Raw genomic sequence first — 15,538 nt, forward strand, 5'->3', positions numbered from 1 at the left:
ATGAAGCTCCCGGTGAAGTTCGTCGTGGCGATGGCGGGTGTCGCCGTGCTCGCGGCCGCCTCGGTGGTGTACGTGGTGCAGGCCAAGGCGAACAGCCCCGAGCGGCGGACGGCTGACGCGGCAGTGGCGGTGGATTCCTCGGGGCCGGTCGTGCTGGGGGAGCCGGGGAGACTGCTGTTCCGCAACGGCGCGCCGGGGCCGGGATACGGCAACGTCGCGTCGGTCCCCGTCTTCGAACCCGGCGGTCCGCGGCGGATCAGTTCGCTCGGGTGCGAACGGTTCTACACGGCGGTGGATGGCGGACTGTGCCTCGCGAAGGAACCCACGCCGCTGCCGGGCGCGGTCGCCAAATTCGTCGACTCCGCGCTCGGCGAGGTCAAGCGCGTCGACGTCCCCGGCATCCCCAACCGCGCGAAGCTCTCACCCGGCGGCCGGATGGGGAGCTGGACCACCTTCGTCACCGGTGACTCGTACTCGACACCCGGCACCTTCTCGACGCGTACGGCCATCATGGATCGCGAACGGAACGAGCTTTCGAGCAACATCGAGGGCATCCCGCTGCGGATCGGCGACGAGGTCCACCGCGGCGAGGACGTCAACTACTGGGGCGTCACCTTCGCCAGTGACGAGCGGACGTTCTTCGCCACGGTCTCGACCGGCGGGCGGACCTATCTCGTGGAGGGCGACAACGAGGCGTGGAAAGCCCGCACGCTGCGGGAGAACGCCGAATGCCCGTCGTTGTCGCCGGACGGCACGAAACTCGCGTTCAAGAAACGCGTGTCCGACGGCGACGTCCGGCCATGGCGGGAGCATGTGCTGGACCTGACCACGATGCGGGAGACCCCGCTCACGGAGGCGCGCAGCATCGACGACCAGGTGGTCTGGCTCGACGACGACACGATCGCCTACGGCCTGCCGCGCGCGGACGGCAAGGAAAACGACATCTGGTCCGTGCCCGCCGACGGCACCGGAGCGCCGCGTCTGCTGGTTCCCCTGGCGTCGTCGCCGTCTGTCACGACGGCTCGTCGATGACGGCGAATCTCCCGTCCTCCCGGTACAGCCAGTACCGGCGCAGCATGCGCAACACCACCGAGACCTGCAGTGCGGTGATCCCGGGCAAGGGGGCGAGGTCCCTGGTGAGGAAGTCGGCCATCTCGTCCTCGTTCCGGAACACCCCCTGGTGGATGACCGAAGCGGTGCCGGCGACGATCGAGACGTACCGCGCCGACGGATGCCGTGCCAGTTCCGCGGCCACGGCCTGGATGGCGCCAGGGGCGATGGTCAGCGCGATGACCGCCTCCAGTTCGTAGCCGAGCTGCGCGGGTTCCACCTCGACGCGTGGCCGGACGATGCCGCGCCGCAACGTCGACTGGATCAGCCGGTAGGCGGTGGACTGGCTGAGGTCGAGGATCCGGCCCGCTTCGGCCGCGGTGATCCGCCCGTTCCCGGCCAGCAGCCCGATGAGGCGCCGCTCGTCGACGCCCACTTCGTCGGCGTCGAAGCCGTCCGGCGCGGCAGGCGCCACCTGTTCGCGGGACAAGATCCTCTGCTGGTCCTCGCTCAGCCGGTGCAGGCGCCAGGAGTCGGCCCTGGTGAGCGCCCGCAGCACCAGCTCCGAATGGGTCCCCGCCACGCCCGGCACCCCTGGGATGCGCTCGGCGAGCAGTTCGCGCGCCTCGGCCCGGTCCGGAACGTGCACGGCCAGGTAGACGTCCGACCGGCCTGCCGTCTCCGCCGCGAGCTGGACCTCGGGAAACCGCGCGAGCGCCTTCGCCGCCGAGCCGGACGCGCCCGGTTCGGTCGTGACCCAGACGTGCCGCGGGTTCCCGCGAGCCCTCGCCGTCCACTCGACCTGGCCGATCACCCGGAGGATCCGCTGCTCCTCGAGCCGGAGCAGCCGTCGTCCCACCGTGCTGGCGGAAACGTCGAGCGCCTCGGCGAGCGTGGCGACCGAGGCACGCGGGGCGATCTGGAGCGCCGCGATCAGGTCCAGCTCGGGTTCGGTCAGCATGTGGTGAATGTATCAGTCATCCGACGCTCTCATGTGACTGATCCGTGCGGAATCAAGTTCAGGGTTGCACTATTCGTTCGCTTGAGTTTGTAATGGGCCTCCGATCAGGAAGGAGCCGCGCCGGTGAGTTCCAGCCAGGCCAGAACGACCTCACGTCCGATGAACCTCCTGCTGCGCGCGCTCGACGGCGTCGAGCGGCTCGGCAACAAGCTGCCGCATCCGTTCTGGCTGTTCGTCATCCTGAGCGGAGTGCTGGCGCTGGCCAGCTGGGGGCTCAGCGCGGCCGACGTGTCGGCGGTGAACCCGGCCACGGGCAAGTCCGTCGAGGCGAAGAACCTGTTGTCCGCCGACGGCGTGCGGATGATGGTGACCGACGCGGTCAAGAGCTACACGTCGTTCCCGCCGCTGGGCACGATCCTCGTGGTGATGCTCGGCGTGGCGGTCGCCGAGCGCTCCGGTCTGCTCGCGGCCGTGCTGCGGTCCGGTGTTTCGAAGGTCTCGCCGCGATGGGTGACCTTCGCGCTGGCGTTCACGGGGATGGTGTCCCACGTCGCGTCCGACGCGGCCTATGTGGTGCTGATCCCCTTGGGGGCCTTGGCTTTCCGCGCGGTGGGACGGAGCCCGATCCTGGGCATCGTGGTCGCGTTCGTGTCCATCTCCGCCGGATACGACGCCAGCCCGCTGATCACGCCGACCGACGCCATCCTGTCCGGCCTGACCACGGCGGCGGCACAGACGATCGATCCGGCCTATTCGGTCACCCCGCTGGCCAACTACTTCTTCTCGCTCGCCTCGTCGGTCGTGCTGGCCGCCGTGATCACGCTCGTGACCGAGAAGCTCCTCGCGCGGCGCGCAGAGGCGATGCCCGTCGACGACGACGCGCAGGAGGACGATCTCGGCTCGCTCCAGCTCAGCCGCCAGGAACGGCGCGGCCTGCTCGCCGCGCTCATCGCGCTGGCCGTCTTCGTGATCGCCCTGGTGCTGGCGGTGCTGCCCGCGTCGTCGCCCTTGCGCGGCAAGGGCGGAAGCATCATCGAGTCACCGTTGCTGACGTCCATCTCGATCTTCCTCGCGCTCGGCTTCCTGGCCGCGGGCTGGGCCTACGGCAAGGTCGCCGGGACGGTGACCAGCAGCCGCGACATCCCGGGGTTCATGGCACACGGATTCCGCGAGATGGCGCCGATCCTGGTGCTGTTCTTCGCCATCTCACAGTTCCTGGCCTGCTTCAAGTGGACGGGTATCGGTGAGATCACCGCGATCAACGGCGCCGGCCTGCTCAAATCCGCCGGCGTGTCCGGGCCGGTCATCATGCTGGGCATCCTCGTCGTGGTGACCCTGGTGAACCTGATCGTCACCAGCGGCTCGGCCCAGTGGGCGCTGATCGGTCCGGTGTTCGTGCCGATGCTGATGTTGCTGGACATCCCGCCGGAGACCACGCAGGCGCTGTACCGCATCGCGGACTCGTGCACGAACGCGATCACCCCGATGAGCCCGTACTTCGTGATGGCGCTGGGCTTCCTGCAGCGCTACCGGCGTTCGGCGGGAATCGGGACGCTGTTCTCGATGACGGTCCCGCTCTCGTTCGCCCTGCTGGTGGTGTGGACGTTGCTGTTCTTCGTGTTCTGGGTGTTCGGCATCCCGCTCGGCCCCGGCGCCCCCGTTCGGTAGAAAGGATTCTCTTGTCACACACGGATTGGTCCCGCCAGGCACTGCCCGCCATGCTCGATGATCTGCGGACGATCGTCGAACTGGAGACGCACAGCTACGACAAGCCGATGCTGGACAAAGGCCTCGACACCATCCGGGCCTGGATCTTCGACCGCCTCGGCGAGCCCGATACCGAAGCCCGCCACACCGACACGGTCCGCGGCGACGTACTGGAACTGGGTTATTCGGGGACGGCGCCGGGAACGGTACTGCTGCTGAGTCACTACGACACGGTCTGGCCGACCGGCACGCTCGCCGGCTGGCCGTACACCGACGAGGACGGCCGCGTCACCGGGCCGGGCGCGTTCGACATGAAACTCGGGCTGGTGCAGTCGGTCTGGGCCCTGCGAGGCCTCCGCGAGCTCGGCCTTCCGCATCCGTCGGTCAAGTTCCTCTTCAACGGCGACGAGGAGATCGGCAGCCCCCACTCACGGCCGTACATCGAAGCGGCCAGCGAAGGCGCATTGGCCACCCTCGTCTTCGAGGCGTCGCTGGACGGCAAGCTGAAGACCGCGCGCAAGGGGGTCGGCCTGTTCGACGTGACCGTCACCGGCGTCGAGGCTCATGCGGGCCTGGACCCGTACGCGGGTGCGAGCGCGATCCACGCCCTCGCCGAGATCGTCGGGCAGCTGGCGTCCGCGGGCTCACGCGAACTCGGGACCACGGTCAACGTCGGCACCATCTCCGGCGGCACCGGTCGTAACGTCACCGCGGGCAGCGCCGGCTGCGGCGTCGACGTCCGCGTCGCCGAACCGTCCGAAATGGACCGGATCGACAAGGTGTTCGCCGGCCTGGAAGCCGCCGACCCCCGCGTGACCGTCTCGGTCGAAGGGGAGTGGAACCGGCCGCCGATGACACCGAACGACCCGTCACGGGCGCTGTTCGCGACCGCGCGGAAGGTGGCCGCCGACGAGGGCTGGCAGCTGGAGGAGACCACGGTGGGCGGTGCGAGCGACGGCAACTTCGTCTCCGCGCTGGGCCGCCCGGTGCTCGACGGGCTCGGCGCCGTCGGAGGCGGCGCCCACGCGCGCGACGAACACATCCTCGCGAGGCATATCCCGGAACGGACGGCGCTGGCGATCGGGCTGATCTCGGCACTCGCCTGACGAGCGGGTTTGCCCGGTCGGCTCGTGGTGGTGCTCGGCCTGGCGAGGGCCGCCGCGCGGCAGTGCCTTCTCGAGCGAGGTTTCGGCGACCGCCGAACGTGGTATTCATGGTGGTATCACCGTCGCTCTGACAGGACGTGAACAGTGATGACATCACCGGAATCCACAATGGACAAGGGAGCGGTCGTCGCGGGTTACGACGGCTCCGAAGAAGCACGGAAGGCCGTGCGCTGGGCCGCGGGGGAAGCCGCCGCCCGCGGCCGCGGACTGGTCGTCGCCCACGTCGTCGGGTTCCCGCCCGTACCCGAGGCGCTCCCGGGTGGCGGGGCGTGGCCGCGACCGGGGTTCCTCGAAGCGGGTCAGGAAACGGCGCAGCGGCACGCCGAGGCCATGCTCGGCGACATCGCCCAGGAGTGCCGTCGCGCTTGGCCGGGGCTGGCCGTCTCGACACGGCTGTTGTCCGGGCGCGCACCCGACGAGCTGGCCCGCGCCGCGGAGAACGCGGAGCTGCTGGTCATCGGGTCGTCGGGGCTCACCGCGCTCCCCAGGCTCCTGGTCGGCTCGACGGCGAACGAACTCCTGCACGACTATCACCGGCCCATCGTGGTCGTGCGCGCCGGTGACGTACCGGCGGAGGGAAAGGTCGTGGTCGGCGTCGACGGATCCGAGACCAGCAGGGAAGCCATCGGGTTCGCCTACGACTTCGCCGACCGGCACGACCGCGCGCTGGTGGCCGTCCACGTCTGGTCCGATCTCCCTCTCGAAGCCATGTCGGTGACGCCTACCGAGCACGACAGGGAGCTCATCGAGGAACGAGGAAAGCCCCTGCTCGACGAATCGCTGGCCGGATATCGGGAACGGTATCCCGGCGTTCCCGTCCACCGGGTGATCGCGGTCGACCGGCCCGCCCACGCGCTGGCGGAGCAAGCCGAGGGTGCCGCGCTGCTCGTCGTCGGCAGTCACGGACGCGGGCCGCTGCGCCGTGCTCTGCTGGGCTCGGTCAGCCGCGCCATGGTCCACCACGCGCCGTGTCCCGTCGCCGTGGTCCGGCACCACAAGGAACGCCACGCGGGCTACCCCAAGACGCGCGGTTGAATCCCGCAGGACCGGGTGAACGACCAAATACACGCTTCCCGGTGGGATGGCCTCGGTGAGACTGCCGGCCGTGTCGTCCCGTCCACAGAATCGGTCATGAAGTTCATGCATTGCCTCGTGACCCTCGCCGTGGTGATGGCGTCGACACTCGTGACCACGCCTCCGGCCTCTGCCATCGGCACGCCGAGACTGCTCATCGGACAGGACTTCCCGGATCCCGACATCGTCAAGACCGACTCCGGCTATCTCGCCTTCTCCACGAGCACCGGCGCGACGAAAATGCCGTACGCGCACGCTCCGGCGCCGGAAGGTCCGTGGCGGATCGCCGGCGACGCGCTCGCGGCCGCACCCAAGTGGGCGAAACCTGACGGCGGGTTCTGGGCGCCCGATGTGACCCGGCTTTCCGACGGTACGTTCCTGCTCTACTTTTCCGCGGCGGTGGCTCCTGGCGGGGAGATGTGCATCGGCGTCGCGACCGCCGCGAAGGCCGAAGGACCGTACACCCCTGCCGGTGACGGTCCATTGATCTGCGTCCCCGGCGACGGCGGTGACATCGATCCTCAGACCTTTGTGGACACCGACGGCTCGCGGTACCTGCTCTACAAGAGCGACGGCGCGGCCATCGGTCCTCCGGCCGCGATCTGGTCGCAGAAGATGCGCGCCGACGGGCGCACGCCGGACGGCCCGCGGATCGAGTTGCTGCGCGCCGATCTCGTGTCGGAGAACGCCGTCGTCGAGGCACCGTCGGTGGTGAAGACGCCGAGCAAGTACCTGCTGTTCTACTCCGCCGACACGTTCCAGAGTTCCGGCTACCACACGGGCTATGCCTCCGCGCCCTCGCTGAGCGGACCGTTCGTGAAAGCCGGTGCGCCGCTCCTGTCCACCGACCTGCTCGGCGGCAAGGTCGACGCACCGGGTGGGGCCGACGTCGTCGACGGGCATATCCACTTCCATGGGTGGCTCGGAGGTGGCCGCACCGCCCGCGGGATGTTCCAGCTGCCCATCGCGTTCCCGAACGATGTTCCCCAGCTCGGCTGACAGGGGTTTCGCCGCCGTCGTTCGGGTACCCGAGGGGAGACCGACCGAAGGAGCACCGGCGATGACAGCGCAGCCGCCCGACCCGGACCCTGAGAAGACTCCCGACCTCGAACCAGGAGGCGGCGTTTCGCCAGGCGCGACGCCGCCCGATTCGGCTCAGACCTCCGGGCTCTCGCACCCGCAGCCGATGCCGTCCAAGGCGATGCCGGTCGCCTGGCTGATCTTCATCGGCGTCCTCGTCGTCCTGGCGAGCGGGTTCGTCGTCGCGCTGGCGCTGGGGTGGCTCAAGCTGGGCTGACCACGGGCACGCATTCGGCGAGCAGATCGACGACGTCGTTCCACGCCCGTTCCGCGTGGCGCGGGTGGTACCCGACGCCCGGGAGCACCTCGTGGTCGACCGTGGGGTGGTGGAACGCGTGCAGCGCGCCGCCGTAGACCACGAGCCGCCAGTCGACGCCGGCTTCTTGCATTTCGGCGGTGAACGCCTCCCGCTGCGCGGGCGGCATGATCGGGTCTTCCGAGCCGATCCCCGCCCAGACCGGGCAGCGGATACGCGCCGCTTCGCCCGGCCGGCCGGTGGTCAATGCGTTGATCGTCCCGATCGCACGCAGCTCGACGCCGTCCCGGCCGAGTTCCAGCGCGATCGCGCCGCCGGTGCCGTACCCGATGGCGGCGATCCGGCTCGGGTCGGTCCGCGGCTCAGACCGCAGAACGTCGAGGGCGGCGTGGCCGATCTCGCGCATCCGGTCCGGGTCGGCGAGCAGGGGCATCACGTACGCCAGCATCTCCTCGGGATCCGAGAACCAGCGCCCGCCGTTGAAGTCGAAGGCCAGTGCCACGTACCCCAACTCGGCGAGAGCATCGGCCCGGCGACGCTGGAAATCGTTCAGCCCCGGCCCTTCCGGCCCGACCAGGACCGCGGGACGGCGGCCGGCACCGGCTGGGAGCGCCAGGTGCCCGACCATCGTCAGTCCGTCGGCGGGGTACTCGACCGTGCGTGTGGTGACCGGCATGAACCGGACTCTAATGATCGTCGACCCCGGCCGGGTGAGTGTTCACGGACAGCGGAACCGCGTCGTGGTCGCGCGGTCCGTCCACTGTGGATTCCGCGGCGCGGGAAGGGAGCAGCCGGAACAGGGCGATCGCGCTGATCATGCTGACGCCGCAGATCGCGGCAAGGTACCAGGTGATGCCGGTGGTCGAACCGGTGGCGTTGAGCACCGCGGTGGCGATCATCGGGGCGAGCCCGCCGCCGAGGATCGCGCCGCCCTGCAGCAGCAGCGACATACCGGAGAACCGGACGTTGACCGGGAAGGTGTCCGCGATGATCGCGCCTTGCACGCAGTGGGTGATCGGGACGACCAGGCCCATCCCCGCGAGGGCGAGCATGGCGAGCCCGGTGTCGCCGGTGTTCAGCAACGGGAAGAACGCGAGACACCACAGCAGGAGCGCGGCCGAGCCGGCGACGAACATGGTGCGCCTGCCGTGGCGGTCGGCGATGCGGGTCCAGATCGGGATGGTGGCGAACCACAGCACCGCCGATCCGGTCACCGACAGGATCAGGAACTGCCGGTCGTAGTGGAGGTTCTGGGTGCCGTAGGACAGGGTGAAGACCATGAAGACGTAGGCGACCGCCGAGTTCGCCACGCCGACCAGCAGGGTCAGCGCGAGCCTGCCGAAGCCGACCTTGAACGCCGCGCCGAGCGGGAACCGGACCACCTTGTCGTTCCGGGCCACCTGGGTGAACGACGGTGATTCGGTGATCTTCAGCCGGATCATCAGTCCGATCGCGACCAGCACGAAGCTCAGGAGGAACGGGATTCGCCAGCCCCACGCGGCGAACGCGCTCGCCGGCATCACCGCGCTGCTGCCGAGGAACAGCAGATTCGCCAGCACCAGCCCGGCCGGGGTGCCCATCTGAGGGAACCCGGCGTACCGGTTCCGTTGGTCGGCGGGCGCGTGTTCCATCGACATCAGGGTCGCTCCGGCGCCTTCGCCGCCGAGCCCGATGCCCTGCACGATCCGCATCGCGACCAGCAGGATCGGCGCCCAGATACCGATCGCGTCGAAGTTCGGGATCAACCCGATCAGCGTGGAGCCGACGCCCATCAGCATCAGCGACACCACCAGCGTGGACTTGCGGCCGATCCGGTCGCCGAAGTGACCGAACACCAGACCGCCGAGCGGGCGGGCGATGAACCCGACGGCGAAGGTGCTGAACGCGGCGAGGGTGCCGACCGTGGGGCTCAGCGAGGGGAAGAACTGTTTGTTGAAGATCAGCGCTGACGCGGTGCCGTAGAGGAAGAAGTCGTACCACTCGAGAGTGGTCCCGGCGAGCGTGGCGGCGGCGATCTTGCGGGGCGCGGGTGCGTTCATCTGCGAAAACCCAATCGACTCGGGCGACAGCCGATCGCGGCTGCTGGCGATTGGGCAGAAGCCTGACACCGTGAGGCATAGGCCACAAATGCCGAATTGCCGGTCTCTCATGCCTGAACCGGTATACCTCCCGGACGACACACGTGATCAGATGGACGACACGCGTGATCAGGCGGACGACACGTGGTGGGAGACGTGTCGTCCGTCTGATCACATGCGACGTCCGGTTTCGATATGTTCGTATGGGCATGGCTGGCGAGCAGATACGCATTTGTTCCGCATGGCGCGGCCGGACAGAGTGAACGGCATGACGCAGCCAGTGCGGTGGATCCGCAACTTCGTGGAAGGTGAGTTCGCCGAGCCGGACGGGCCGGGGTTCCCGGCGGTCGATCCGGCGACGGGCGCGGAGTTCGCCCGGGTGCACGAGGCTGGTCGGGACATGGTGCACCGCGCGGTCACCGGCGCCCGCGCGGCGTTGCACAACGGCTGGGCGGACACCCCGGTGCGAGAGCGGACCGCGTTGCTGCGCCGGGCGGCAGACCGGATCGAGGCCCGGTTCGAGGAGTTCGTCGCGGCCGAGGTCGCGGACACAGGGAAGCCCGTCACTCAGGCCCGCGAACTGGACGTGGCCCGCGCGGTGGCGAACTTCCGCACGTTCGCCGACGTGATCGCGGCCGCCGGCCAGGAATCGTTCGTCACCGATCTGCCCGGCGGGGCGCAGGCGCTGAACTACGCGGTGCGCAAACCGCTCGGCGTGGTCGCGGTGATCGTGCCGTGGAACCTGCCGCTGCTGTTGCTGACCTGGAAGGTCGCGCCCGCGCTCGGCTGCGGCAACGCGGTCGTGGTCAAGCCGAGCGACCAGACTCCGTCCACCGCGACCCTGTTGGCCGAAGTGCTGGCCGAAGTCGGCCTGCCCGCAGGCGCCTACAACGTGGTGCACGGGTTCGGCGGCGACTCGGCGGGGCAGTACCTCACGGAACATCCCGGTATCGACGGCGTGACGTTCACCGGCTCGTCGGCCACCGGAACCCAGGTGATGCGCACGGTCGCGCCCCGGGTCCGGCCGGTGTCGTTCGAACTCGGCGGGAAGAACGCCGCCATCGTGTTCGAGGACGCTGATCTCGACGAGACACTCGCCGGCCTGACCCGGTCCGTGTTCGCGAACACCGGGCAGGTGTGTCTGTGCACCGAACGGGTGTACGTGCAGCGTTCGGTGTTCGACGAGGTGGCTGCCGGTCTGGTGGAGCAAGCGCGCGGGCTGCGGCTCGGCGACCCGTCGGCGGAGCGGACGACCACGGGCCCGCTGATCTCGCCGGAGCACCGGCGCAAGGTGCTGGACTACCTCGCGCTGGCCGAGGAGACCGGCGCCGAAACCCTGACCGGCGGCGGGATTCCCGAGCTCGGTCCGGAACTCGACGGCGGCTCGTGGCTGGAGCCGACCCTGTGGACCGGCCTGACCAACAAGGACCGGCCGGTGCGCGAGGAGATCTTCGGCCCGGTGGCCGCGCTGATCCCGTTCGACACCGAGGACGAGGCGATCGCGTTGGCCAACGACACCGAATACGGGCTGGCTTCCTCGGTGTGGACCCAGGACCTGCGCCGGGGGCACCGCGTCGCGCAGGCCATGCACGTCGGCATGTCCTGGGTGAACACCTGGTTCCTGCGCGACCTGCGCTCGCCGTTCGGCGGGATGGGGCTTTCCGGGATCGGCCGGGAAGGCGGCGCGTCTTCGCTGCACTTCTACACCGAGCCGACGAATGTGTGCGTGCGGCTGTGACCGCGGCGATCGAGGCGGCCGCCGCCCGGCTGGCGACGGCGGCGAGCACCGCGAGCCCCTGTCCGCCGGTGCGGGAATTCCTCGGCGCGGAAGACGTCGACGCGGCCTACGCGGTACAGCGAAGGCTGCGTGACCAGCGGGTCGAGGCAGGCGCCAGGGTGGCCGGGGCGAAGATCGGGCTGACCGCGCCGTCGGTGCAGCGTCAGTTCGGCGTGTACCAGCCGGACTTCGGTGTGCTCTTCGACGACATGCTGTACGCGCACACCGAACCCGTTCCGTACCGGCGGTTCCTGCAACCCCGTGCGGAGGGCGAGATCGCGTTCGTGCTCGGCCGCGATCTGGACGTGCCGGGCGCATCGGTCGCGGACGTGCTGCGGGCGACGGAGTTCGTGCTCCCCGCGATCGAGATCGTCGACTCGCGCATCGGCGCCTGGGATCTCTCCATTGTGGACACTGTGGCGGACAACGCGTCCAGCGGCGCGGTGGTACTGGGCTGCACCCCGTTCTCGCTGACCGGCCGGGATCTCGCCGCGACCGGGATGACGTTGGAGCTGGACGGTGAGCCGGTGTCGTTCGGCGCGGGGCACGCCTGCCTCGGCTCGCCGGTGGCCGCGGTCGCCTGGCTGGCCCGGGAGCTGGCCGCTCGCGAGCAGCCGTTGCGCGCGGGCGACGTGGTGATGTCCGGGGCGCTCGGCCCCATGGTGCCGGTCACGGGAGCGGGCCGGTTCCGGCTGCGGCTGGACGGACTCGGCGAGGTCGACGCGGTGATCGAGGAGGAGATTCAGTGACAGCAACGGTTCCGGTCGCCGTCATCGGCTCCGGCAACATCGGCACCGATCTGATGATCAAGGTGCTGCGGTTGTCGAAGACGCTGCGGATGGCCGCGATGGCGGGTATCGACCCGGCGTCGGACGGGCTGGACAGGGCGGCCAGGCTCAAGGTGGCCACCACCCACGGCGGTATCGACGGCCTCGCCGCGCTGCCGGAGTTCGCCGATGTGCGGGTGATCTTCGACGCGACGTCGGCAGGTGCGCACCGCCGGCACGCCGAGGTAGCGGAGGCGCACGGCAAGCTGATGATCGACCTGACCCCGGCCGCGCTCGGCCCGTTCGTGGTGCCGCCGGTGAACCTGGACGAGCACCTCGCCGCACCGAACGTGAACATGGTGACCTGCGGCGGACAGGCCACCATCCCGGTCGTGGCCGCGGTGTCCTCGGTCGCCCCGGTCGCGTACGCGGAGATCGTCGCGTCGATCTCGTCCCGCTCGGCGGGGCCGGGCACCAGGGCGAACATCGACGAGTTCACCGAGACCACCGCGGCCGCGATCCGCGAGGTCGGCGGCGCGGCGATGGGCAAGGCGATCATCGTGCTGAACCCGGCCGACCCGCCGATCGTCATGCGGGACACGGTGTACTGCCTGGTCGAGGGTGAGCCGGACCGGGAGAAGATCGCGGCGTCGGTCGGGCAAATGGCCGAGCGGGTGAGCGAGTACGTGCCGGGCTACAAGCTGAAACAGGAAGTGCAGTTCGACGCGGTGTCCCGGCAGTGGGTGCCCGAGCTCGGCCGGGAGATCTCCGGGCTCAAGGTCTCGGTGTTCCTCGAAGTGCTCGGCGCGGCCCACTATCTGCCGGATTACGCGGGAAATCTCGACATCATGACCTCCGCGGCGCTGCGCACGGCCGAGCGGATCGCCGAATTGAGGGGGTGGCTCGGATGAAGGTCTACCTCCAGGACGTGACCTTGCGCGACGGCATGCACGCGATGGGGCACGCGTACACAGTGGACCAGGTCCGGCGGATCGTGTCCGCTGTGGACAAAGCCGGGGTGGCGGCGATCGAGGTCGCCCATGGCGACGGGATCGGCGGCTCCAGCGCGACCTACGGATTCGGCGCGCACACCGACGAAGAGTGGATCTCCGCGGCCGCGGAGGTGATCGAGAACGCCACGCTGACCACGTTGCTGCTGCCCGGTATCGGCACGATCGGACAGCTGCGCCGCGTCCGCGACCTCGGGGTGCGCAGCGTGCGGATCGCCACCCACTGCACCGAGGCCGACGTGGCCGCGCAGCACATCGCCTGGGCTCGCGAGCACGGCATGGACGTCTCCGGATTCCTGATGATGAGCCACCTCTCCACGCCTGCCGCGCTCGCCGAACAGGCCAGACTGATGGAGTCCTACGGCGCGCATTGCGTGTACGTCACCGATTCCGGTGGCCGGTTGACGATGAACGGGGTCGCCGAGCGGATCGACGCGTACCGGCAGGTGCTCGACGAGCGGACCGAGATCGGCATCCACGCGCACGAAAACCTGTCTCTCTCGGTGGCGAACAGCGTGACCGCGGTCGAGCACGGCGCCTATCGGGTGGACGTCGCGCTGGCCGGGCAGGGCGCGGGAGCGGGCAACTGCCCGGCCGAACCGTTCGTCGCGGTCGCCGACCTCCTCGGCTGGGAGCACGGGGCGGACCTGTTCGCGCTACAGGACGCGGCGGACGACCTGGTCCGCCCGCTGCGGGAGCGGCCGGTCCAGGTGGACCGGGAGACGCTGACCCTCGGTTACGCCGGGGTCTACTCGAGCTTCCTGCTGCACGCCGAGCGCGCGGCCGCCCGCTACGGACTGGACACCCGGCGGATTCTCACCGAGGTCGGCAGGCGGAAGCTGGTCGGCGGGCAGGAGGACATGATCGTGGACATCGCACTCGACCTGGTACGGAGCGGCACATGATGGCCATCGCGGAGATCTCGGCGCTCGCCGATCGGCTGGACACCGCGCAGACGTCGCGCGTGGACACGCCGAGCCTCGCCGACGATCACCAGTTCGACATCGCCGACGCGTACGCGATCCAGGCCGAGCTGGTGGCCCGCCGGGAGGCGCGTGGTGAGCGGGTGCTCGGGGTGAAGCTGGGGCTGACCAGCAAGGCGAAAATGGCGCAGATGGGCGTGTCCGAGGTGATCGCCGGCAGGCTCACCGACGCGATGCGGGTCGCCGACGGCGGCGAGGTCTCGCTGGCGGGCTTCATCCATCCCAAGGTGGAGCCGGAGGTCGCGTACCGGCTGGCCCGCGACATCGATCTCGCCGACCCGGCGTTCGACGTGGAGTCCACGGTGGAAGCGATGGCCCCGGCGATCGAGATCATCGACTCCCGGTACCGGGATTTCCGGTTCACCCACACCGATGTGGTCGCGGACAACACTTCGGCCGCTGGGTTCGTGCTCGGCCCGTGGTGCGCGTTCGGCGAGGCGGCGAACCGGGCGGTGCGGCTGCGCTCCGGGGACCGCGAGGTGATCGGCTCGACGTCGGCGATCCTCGGCGATCCGGTCCGCGCGCTGCACGCGCTGGTCGAGCTGTGCCGGAAACGGGACATCCCGTTGCGGGCCGGGCAGGTGGTGCTGGCCGGGGCGGCGACCGAAGCGGTGCCGTTCGCGCCCGGCGTCGCCGAGGCGGACATCGCCGGGCTCGGCCGGGTCTCGGTGCGGGGGCTGGCATGAGCGGGCGGGTCATCTCCGGGCTGGCCAAGCCGAGGGGCCGGTTCCCGCATGTGAAGGTCGCGGGAGACCTGGTCTTCGTGTCCGGCACCAGCTCCCGACGTCCGGACAACACGTTCGCCGGGGTCGAGGTGGACGAGCTCGGCACCACGAACCTGGACATCCGGGCGCAGACCCGCGCGGTGATCGAGAACATCCGCGGGATCCTGCACGAGGTCGGCGCCGACCTCTCCGACATCACACAGATCACCACGTTCCTGGTTTCGATGAACGATTTCGGCGGCTACAACGAGATCTACGGCGAGTACTTCGACGAAACGGGCCCCGCCCGCACCACGGTCGCCGTGCATCAGCTGCCGCATCCGCATCTGCTGATCGAAATCCAGGCGATCGCCCAGCTACCGAAAGACACGGAGGTTCCGCGATGACCGGCATTCCCGAGGTCGTCAATTTCCAGGCCTGGATCGCCGAGCACGAGCATCTGCTCAAGCCGCCGGTGAACAACCGGACCATGGCGCTGGGCAAGGATTTCATCGTGCAGATCGTCGGTGGGCCGAACCAGCGCACCGACTTCCACGTCGACCCCTACGAGGAATGGTTCTACCAGCTCAAGGGCAACATGCACGTGAACGTCATGACCGACGAAGGCCAGAAGACCGTCCGGATCTCCGAGGGCGACACCTGGCTGCTGCCGGGCGACATCCCGCACTCGCCGCAGCGTCCCGAAGCCGACTCGATCGGCCTGGTCATCGAGCGGGTCCGCGAGGAGGGCACGCTGGAGAAGTTCCAGTGGTACTGCCTCGAATGCAACGCGCTGGTGCACGAGGTGGAACTCCAGGTGCGTGACATCGTCGAGGACCTGCCGCCGGTCTTCACCGCGTTCTACGGCGACGAACAGGCCCGCACCTGCGGTGGCTGCGGCGCCCTCCACCCCGGGAAGGGCTGA

At 69.5% G+C, this 15,538-nt stretch carries 16 protein-coding genes; 13 read left to right on the top strand and 3 right to left on the bottom strand.

What is annotated here, in order from left to right; all coding sequences use genetic code 11:
- Positions 1 to 1,032, top strand: a complete 1,032-nt coding sequence (locus ACXIZN_RS12195; protein WP_457954402.1) for a TolB family protein — start codon at positions 1 to 3, stop codon at positions 1,030 to 1,032.
- On the opposite strand, the gene ACXIZN_RS12200 is transcribed toward ACXIZN_RS12195, so the two are convergent.
- Positions 1,013 to 2,011, bottom strand: a complete 999-nt coding sequence (locus tag ACXIZN_RS12200; protein WP_457954404.1) for an Lrp/AsnC family transcriptional regulator — start codon at positions 2,009 to 2,011, stop codon at positions 1,013 to 1,015. The two genes, ACXIZN_RS12195 and ACXIZN_RS12200, sit on opposite strands and share 20 nt — an antisense overlap.
- Before the next feature lie 159 nt (positions 2,012 to 2,170).
- Between ACXIZN_RS12200 and ACXIZN_RS12205 the strand changes: the two genes are divergently transcribed.
- The 5 genes from ACXIZN_RS12205 (at position 2,171) to ACXIZN_RS12225 (ending at position 7,255) form a co-directional block, all read left to right on the top strand.
- Positions 2,171 to 3,679: an AbgT family transporter gene (locus ACXIZN_RS12205; RefSeq protein ID WP_457960499.1), complete on the top strand. Its 1,509-nt coding sequence runs from the start codon at positions 2,171 to 2,173 to the stop codon at positions 3,677 to 3,679.
- 50 nt (positions 3,680 to 3,729) lie between these two features.
- Positions 3,730 to 4,824, top strand: a complete 1,095-nt coding sequence (locus ACXIZN_RS12210; RefSeq protein ID WP_457960500.1) for a M20 family metallopeptidase — start codon at positions 3,730 to 3,732, stop codon at positions 4,822 to 4,824.
- 147 nt (positions 4,825 to 4,971) lie between these two features.
- On the top strand, positions 4,972 to 5,919 hold the full coding sequence (locus ACXIZN_RS12215; RefSeq protein ID WP_457954406.1) for a universal stress protein: 948 nt from the start codon (positions 4,972 to 4,974) through the stop codon (positions 5,917 to 5,919).
- Positions 5,920 to 6,015: 96 nt separating this feature from the next.
- Positions 6,016 to 6,957, top strand: coding sequence for a glycoside hydrolase family 43 protein (locus tag ACXIZN_RS12220; protein ID WP_457954408.1), 942 nt, complete (start codon positions 6,016 to 6,018; stop codon positions 6,955 to 6,957).
- A gap of 61 nt (positions 6,958 to 7,018) precedes the next feature.
- On the top strand, positions 7,019 to 7,255 hold the full coding sequence (locus tag ACXIZN_RS12225; RefSeq protein WP_457954410.1) for a DUF6480 family protein: 237 nt from the start codon (positions 7,019 to 7,021) through the stop codon (positions 7,253 to 7,255).
- Here ACXIZN_RS12225 and ACXIZN_RS12230 read toward each other — a convergent pair.
- Both ACXIZN_RS12230 and ACXIZN_RS12235 read right to left on the bottom strand, forming a co-directional pair.
- Complete coding sequence (locus ACXIZN_RS12230) at positions 7,242 to 7,970, bottom strand: dienelactone hydrolase family protein (RefSeq protein WP_457954411.1); 729 nt, start codon at positions 7,968 to 7,970, stop codon at positions 7,242 to 7,244. The genes ACXIZN_RS12225 and ACXIZN_RS12230 overlap by 14 nt on opposite strands.
- A 10-nt stretch (positions 7,971 to 7,980) precedes the next feature.
- A complete protein-coding gene (locus ACXIZN_RS12235; protein ID WP_457954412.1) occupies positions 7,981 to 9,333 on the bottom strand; it encodes an MFS transporter in 1,353 nt (450 codons plus the stop codon).
- Between the two features lie 307 nt (positions 9,334 to 9,640).
- On the opposite strand from ACXIZN_RS12235, the gene ACXIZN_RS12240 reads away from it, so the two are divergent.
- Genes ACXIZN_RS12240 through ACXIZN_RS12270 form a run of 7 tightly spaced genes read left to right on the top strand, consistent with a single transcriptional unit; the run spans position 9,641 to position 15,538 of the window.
- The gene (locus ACXIZN_RS12240; protein WP_457954413.1) at positions 9,641 to 11,110 is read left to right on the top strand and encodes a 2-hydroxymuconic semialdehyde dehydrogenase; all 1,470 of its coding nucleotides are present in this window, start codon (positions 9,641 to 9,643) and stop codon (positions 11,108 to 11,110) included.
- Positions 11,107 to 11,898 (top strand): 2-keto-4-pentenoate hydratase, encoded by a 792-nt coding sequence (locus ACXIZN_RS12245; RefSeq protein ID WP_126733031.1) that lies wholly within the window; start codon positions 11,107 to 11,109, stop codon positions 11,896 to 11,898. Before ACXIZN_RS12240 ends, ACXIZN_RS12245 begins: the two co-directional genes overlap by 4 nt.
- On the top strand, positions 11,895 to 12,827 hold the full coding sequence (locus ACXIZN_RS12250; RefSeq protein ID WP_457954415.1) for an acetaldehyde dehydrogenase (acetylating): 933 nt from the start codon (positions 11,895 to 11,897) through the stop codon (positions 12,825 to 12,827). Before ACXIZN_RS12245 ends, ACXIZN_RS12250 begins: the two co-directional genes overlap by 4 nt.
- A complete protein-coding gene (gene dmpG, locus ACXIZN_RS12255) occupies positions 12,824 to 13,831 on the top strand; it encodes a 4-hydroxy-2-oxovalerate aldolase (RefSeq protein WP_034317469.1) in 1,008 nt (335 codons plus the stop codon). The genes ACXIZN_RS12250 and dmpG overlap by 4 nt, the downstream gene beginning before the upstream one ends.
- Complete coding sequence (locus ACXIZN_RS12260; RefSeq protein ID WP_457954416.1) at positions 13,828 to 14,595, top strand: 2-keto-4-pentenoate hydratase; 768 nt, start codon at positions 13,828 to 13,830, stop codon at positions 14,593 to 14,595. The genes dmpG and ACXIZN_RS12260 overlap by 4 nt, the downstream gene beginning before the upstream one ends.
- Positions 14,592 to 15,020, top strand: a complete 429-nt coding sequence (locus ACXIZN_RS12265) for a RidA family protein (protein ID WP_457954418.1) — start codon at positions 14,592 to 14,594, stop codon at positions 15,018 to 15,020. The genes ACXIZN_RS12260 and ACXIZN_RS12265 overlap by 4 nt, the downstream gene beginning before the upstream one ends.
- Complete coding sequence (locus ACXIZN_RS12270; RefSeq protein WP_457954419.1) at positions 15,017 to 15,538, top strand: 3-hydroxyanthranilate 3,4-dioxygenase; 522 nt, start codon at positions 15,017 to 15,019, stop codon at positions 15,536 to 15,538. The genes ACXIZN_RS12265 and ACXIZN_RS12270 overlap by 4 nt, the downstream gene beginning before the upstream one ends.

It is taken from the genome of Amycolatopsis sp. TRM77291 (assembly GCF_054166285.1).

Bases quoted from the DNA above. Each gene is read 5' to 3' on its own strand.
- ACXIZN_RS12270 (WP_457954419.1), top strand. From the start codon at position 15,017: ATGACCGGCATTCCCGAGGTCGTCAATTTCCAGGCCTGGATCGCCGAG.
- ACXIZN_RS12260 (WP_457954416.1), top strand. From the start codon at position 13,828: ATGATGGCCATCGCGGAGATCTCGGCGCTCGCCGATCGGCTGGACACC.
- ACXIZN_RS12195 (WP_457954402.1), top strand. From the start codon at position 1: ATGAAGCTCCCGGTGAAGTTCGTCGTGGCGATGGCGGGTGTCGCCGTG.
- ACXIZN_RS12230 (WP_457954411.1), bottom strand. From the start codon at position 7,970: ATGCCGGTCACCACACGCACGGTCGAGTACCCCGCCGACGGACTGACG.
- ACXIZN_RS12220 (WP_457954408.1), top strand. From the start codon at position 6,016: ATGAAGTTCATGCATTGCCTCGTGACCCTCGCCGTGGTGATGGCGTCG.
- dmpG (WP_034317469.1), top strand. From the start codon at position 12,824: ATGAAGGTCTACCTCCAGGACGTGACCTTGCGCGACGGCATGCACGCG.
- ACXIZN_RS12215 (WP_457954406.1), top strand. From the start codon at position 4,972: ATGACATCACCGGAATCCACAATGGACAAGGGAGCGGTCGTCGCGGGT.
- ACXIZN_RS12265 (WP_457954418.1), top strand. From the start codon at position 14,592: ATGAGCGGGCGGGTCATCTCCGGGCTGGCCAAGCCGAGGGGCCGGTTC.
- ACXIZN_RS12210 (WP_457960500.1), top strand. From the start codon at position 3,730: ATGCTCGATGATCTGCGGACGATCGTCGAACTGGAGACGCACAGCTAC.
- ACXIZN_RS12200 (WP_457954404.1), bottom strand. From the start codon at position 2,011: ATGCTGACCGAACCCGAGCTGGACCTGATCGCGGCGCTCCAGATCGCC.
- ACXIZN_RS12240 (WP_457954413.1), top strand. From the start codon at position 9,641: ATGACGCAGCCAGTGCGGTGGATCCGCAACTTCGTGGAAGGTGAGTTC.
- ACXIZN_RS12235 (WP_457954412.1), bottom strand. From the start codon at position 9,333: ATGAACGCACCCGCGCCCCGCAAGATCGCCGCCGCCACGCTCGCCGGG.
- ACXIZN_RS12205 (WP_457960499.1), top strand. From the start codon at position 2,171: ATGAACCTCCTGCTGCGCGCGCTCGACGGCGTCGAGCGGCTCGGCAAC.
- ACXIZN_RS12225 (WP_457954410.1), top strand. From the start codon at position 7,019: ATGACAGCGCAGCCGCCCGACCCGGACCCTGAGAAGACTCCCGACCTC.